3 protein-coding genes and 1 pseudogene are annotated in these 4,452 nt (G+C 60.0%); 2 read left to right on the top strand and 2 right to left on the bottom strand.

The features are described 5' to 3' along the window. Positions 1 to 93 precede the first annotated feature (93 nt). Positions 94 to 925: pseudogene (locus AB4043_RS17070) on the bottom strand (peptide chain release factor 1). Positions 926 to 1,099: 174 nt separating this feature from the next. Here AB4043_RS17070 and AB4043_RS17065 point away from each other — a divergent pair. Continuing rightward, the gene (locus AB4043_RS17065; protein WP_442302277.1) at positions 1,100 to 2,920 is read left to right on the top strand and encodes an ATP-dependent DNA ligase; all 1,821 of its coding nucleotides are present in this window, start codon (positions 1,100 to 1,102) and stop codon (positions 2,918 to 2,920) included. Here AB4043_RS17065 and AB4043_RS17060 read toward each other — a convergent pair. Beyond that, positions 2,893 to 3,759 carry a DMT family transporter gene (locus AB4043_RS17060; RefSeq protein WP_442302278.1) on the bottom strand — a complete coding sequence of 289 codons (867 nt, stop codon included), beginning with the start codon at positions 3,757 to 3,759 and terminating at the stop codon, positions 2,893 to 2,895. The two genes, AB4043_RS17065 and AB4043_RS17060, sit on opposite strands and share 28 nt — an antisense overlap. Positions 3,760 to 3,913: 154 nt before the next feature. On the opposite strand from AB4043_RS17060, the gene AB4043_RS17055 reads away from it, so the two are divergent. After that, a complete protein-coding gene (locus tag AB4043_RS17055) occupies positions 3,914 to 4,354 on the top strand; it encodes an Lrp/AsnC family transcriptional regulator (protein ID WP_442307603.1) in 441 nt (146 codons plus the stop codon). Positions 4,355 to 4,452: the final 98 nt, after the last annotated feature.

Below are 4,452 nucleotides of genomic sequence, written 5' to 3'. Positions count from 1 at the left end.
GTGTAGTGTAGGGACTCCACATTTATGGGCGTTTTCCGCAATGAAAACGCCGCTGTACATTCTTCCGGGATACCCAGCAACAGGGAAAATGCCCTAGGCTGCTGTGGCTTCGGCTTTGAGGCGTTCTGCCGTATCGTGCTCGATCAGGGCATCGATCACAGGCTGCAGCTTGCCTTCCATGATCAGGTCAAGCTGGTGCAGGGTCAGGCCGATGCGGTGATCGGTCAGGCGATTCTGCGGGAAGTTGTAGGTGCGGATCTTCTCCGAACGGTCGCCGGAGCCAACCTGCTGCTTGCGGGCGCTGGCCTGGGCTGCATGCTGCTTCTCCATCTCCACCTCATAGAGGCGGGCACGAAGAACGCGCATGGCCTTTTCGCGGTTCTTGGTGTACGCCGGACTCGTACTTCATCTGCGAGTACACGCGGTCGCCTTCAAAGATGGCGACGACTTCCTTCATGCCGCCGACAGTCGACTCGCTCTCGGAGAGGATTTCGACCTTCCAGCGGTGCTGTTCCGCAAAGCGCAGGTACAGGCGGAAGAGCTCGCCCGCAAAGAGCGAAGCTTCATCGCCGCCGGTGCCGGCGCGGATTTCGATGATGACGTTCTTCTCGTCATTCGGATCCTTGGGCAGCAGCATAACCTTCAGCTCGTCCTCAATGGCGGGAAGCCGGCTCTCCAGGGTGGAGAGCTCCTCCTCGGCCATGGCGCGGATGTCGGCGTCGGTTTCGTCGAGCATGAGCTTGGCGTCTGCAATGCCCTGCTGCACCTGCTTGTACTCACGGAACTTGTCAATGGTGGGTTCCATGTCGCGGTGCTGCTTGGCAGTCTTCTGGTAACGCTGCTGGTCGGTGACGATGCCGGGGTCGGCGAGATCGCGCGAGAGCTCGTCGTAGCGGTCTTCGAGTTGTTGGAGACGATCAAACATAGGTATGCCCTTAGGGGTAACGCTTTCTAATTGGATGAGGAGGCGCGGTAGATCGGCGCAGCGGGCAGCAGACTTGGCGCAGCTAGGCGAAGTCGTGGCGGGCCGGGTTGGAACGGTGGCTGCGCATATGCCTGTCTCTAGGATACTCCGGTTTGTTCGGGCATCATAGGGCGTATGTCCCGGTTTGCCGAACTCGCGTTGCTGGCGGAGGAGCTGGCCGGAACCTCCAGTCGCCTGAAAAAGCGGGCCGCGATTGCTGCCGCCATCGCCAAAGTGCAGGCCGAGAGCAGCCGGCAGGCGGGTCGGTTTGCGCAGTACCTGGCCGGACTCCCGTTTTCAGAAGCCGATAACCGCAAGCTGAACGCGGGCGGAGCCATGCTGAGCGGCATTGTGAAGGCGATCTCTGGCGCGGCTGACGTCACCATGTCGGCCGTCTACCGCAAGCATGGCGACCTGGGCGCCGCGGCCGCCGAGCTATGGCCCCGGCTGGCGGAGCCGGAGATCGTGCTGGACGAGGTAGAAGCAGCCTTTGGGGCCTCCTCATCGGCGAAGTCGACGGCTGCCCGGAAGCATGTCCTGACGGAGCTGCTGCGTCGGGCGACTCCGCTGGAGGCGAAGTACCTGCTCAAGCTGATGCTTGGCGATATGCGCATCGGTGTGAAACAGAGCCTGGTGGAGGAGGCGATCGCCGAGGTTTCGGGTACCGAGGTGCGGGCGGTCCGAAACGCCGTCATGCTTGAGGCTGACCTGTCCGGGGCCGTCGAGCGGGCCTTCGCCGGAACCCTGGCCGAGGCGCGGATGCGGTTGTTTCATCCCCTCGGCTTCATGCTGGCCTCACCGGTGGAGACGCCAGAGGAGGCGGTGGAGCGCTTTGCTTCGACGAAGGAGTTAGCGGAGGCGGCGGATGTCGAGCTCAAAGCCAAAGAACCCGATCCTGATGTCCCGATGGCCGAGCATCTGCCGGTGGAGGCGTTGCGGATCGAGGCCCTGGTCGAAGACAAGTACGACGGCATGCGAGCGCAGGTGCACTGCGGTGTCGACGGGCGGGTGGCGATCTACTCCCGCAACCGCGACGACATCACGGAGAGCTATCCCGAACTGGTCGAAGCCTTCGAGAAGGTGAATGAACCTCTGATTCTGGACGGCGAGATCCTCGGCTGGGACATTGCCGGGCGGAGAGCGTTGCCGTTCGCCGTGCTGGGTACTCGCATCGGACGCAAGAAGGTCAACGATGCCATGCGCGCCCAGGTGCCGGTTGTCTTCATGGTCTTCGACCTGATGTATGCCGGCGGYGAACTCAAACTCGACCTTCCGTTGCGCGCCCGCCGCAATGAGTTGGAAGCAGCGGTGGAGCGCATCTCGGCGGTTACCCGGTCTCCGGTAGAGAAGGCTGCCGGAGGCCTGTTTGCCAGCGAGGAGCCTGACGTGGAGCGGTTGATCCTGTCGCCGTCGTTTGTGGTGGAGAACGCCGATGATATCGACCGCACCTACCGCGAGGCACGTGAACGCGGCAATGAGGGCGTGATGCTGAAGGCGATGGACTCCACCTATCAGCCCGGCCGCCGAGGCCTGATGTGGATGAAGCTGAAGCGCGAACTGGCTACGCTGGATGTGGTCGTCACCGGCTGCGAGTTCGGCCACGGCAAGAGAGCCGGCCTATTGAGCGACTACACCTTCGCCGTGCGCGGTGAAGGCGGGGAGCTGTTGAACGTAGGCAAGGCCTACTCCGGTTTAACCGATGCCGAGATTCTGGAGCTTACCGAGTGGATGAAGGAGCACACGCTCGAGGACTTTGGTCACTTCCGCACGATAGAGCCGAAGAAAATCCTTGAAGTCGCCTTCAACAACGTAATGCGCAGTGACCGTCACAACAGCGGATTTGCGCTGCGCTTCCCGCGCATTCTGCGCATCCGCGATGACAAGCCGGTCGATGAGATCGATACGGTGGAGCGGGTGGAAGAGATCTATCAGTCACAGCCGGATAAGGCTGGCTGAGGTTCACTCCGTCTGAAGCTCCATCCAAAGGTCATGCCCGCAACCGCTAGAAAGATGATGCAGGCTCCGGCGATCTGCATCGGATGCAACCGACGTCCGAGTGCGATGATATCGACCAGAATCGCGACTGCCGGATAGATGAAGGACAGAGCTGCCGTCAGATGGGTGGGGAGCTTCTGAATCGCGCCGTACAGCAGGATGTAGACCAGGCCTGTATGCACAATGCCGATGGTAGCGACCATGCCCCAGCCTTTGGAAGTAGACGGTGCAGCGTGCGCGATTGGGCCCATCAGGATCATGCCGACAACAACCTGGATCAGCGCGATGATGTGAGGCGGAGTTCCGCTCAGCTTTTTGATCAGAATGGTGCAGACGGCATAACAAAGCGCAGCACCTAAGGCCATGGCGACGCCCGCCAGATAATGCGATCCGAAACCGCCAACCTTTGTGTCTGCCATCACGATGAGAAGCACGCCCGCGAATGCGGCAATCAGCGACAGCAGCTTGCTCGCCGTCATCTTCTCCGCAAAGAAGATCGCACCCAGTACAAACAGCATGAAGGGATAGGTGTTGTAGATTGCGGTCGCAATCGAGATGGAGCTGCGAGAGTAAGCACTGAAGAGCAGCAGCCAGTTCAGGACAATCGTTACGCCACCGAGCGATCCCAACAGAAGGACGCGCTTATTCCGCAGATGATGCAGCAGCCCCATGGCGGCACATGCAAGAAAGAGTGTCAGGGCGCCGAAGATGCAGCGCCATAGCACCACACGAAGAACGCTCTCTCCCGAGCCCAGGACAAACCATCCGATAGTGCCGGAGACTGTCATGGCAACGGACATCTCCAGAGTTCCTAATCGCTGTGTATCCATCCCTTGATTCTGTCAGGTTGAGGCTCCGGAATACATAGCATTCCGCAATCTTTCCTCTATTCTGGACAGCTTTCGAAAGCGATAGACTTGTTTTTCCTTCGATTCTGAGGGGCGTGAGGGATGTATGGATCAGACTGACCAGGAACTGCTACGGCTACTCTCTGTGGATGCACGAATGTCGCTGAAGAGTCTTGCCGACGAGGTGGGTATGTCCTCGCCTGCGGTAGCCGAGCGATTGCAGAAGCTGCAGGAGAACGACGTGATTCGGGCTTTCACCCTCGATCTGAATGCGGAAGCCATGGGGTATCCCATGGTGGCGATCGTTCGTATCCGTCCACTGCCCGGAAAGCTGCTGGCAGTGGAGCGGCTGCTTCAGGAGATTCCTGAGGTTGCAGAGTGTGATCGTGTCACGGGTGACGATTGTTTTGTCGCGCGTGTCTATCTGCGGTCGATCCAGCATTTGGACGAGGTTCTTAACCGCATCATCGACAAAGCTCAGACGAGTACATCGATCGTGAAGTCGCAGGTTGTAAAGCGGCGGCCTGCGCCGTTTGTTATGGAGTAGAGATTTGACCAACCCATGCACCGGGTGCCCCATGTCCCGAGGGACACCACCCCAGCGAACAAGTTCGTTGGGGACCCCGGACATGGGGTACCCAGTGC

This window comes from Terriglobus sp. YAF25 (genome assembly GCF_052113305.1).
Classification (GTDB): Bacteria; Acidobacteriota; Terriglobia; order Terriglobales; family Acidobacteriaceae; genus Terriglobus.
Note: the sequence above shows the minus strand (reverse complement) of the source record. Positions and strands in the feature narration are given on the sequence as shown.

Coding starts and splice junctions, on each gene's coding strand:
- AB4043_RS17060 (WP_442302278.1), bottom strand. CDS start 3,759: ATGTCCGTTGCCATGACAGTCTCCGGCACTATCGGATGGTTTGTCCTG.
- AB4043_RS17055 (WP_442307603.1), top strand. CDS start 3,914: ATGGATCAGACTGACCAGGAACTGCTACGGCTACTCTCTGTGGATGCA.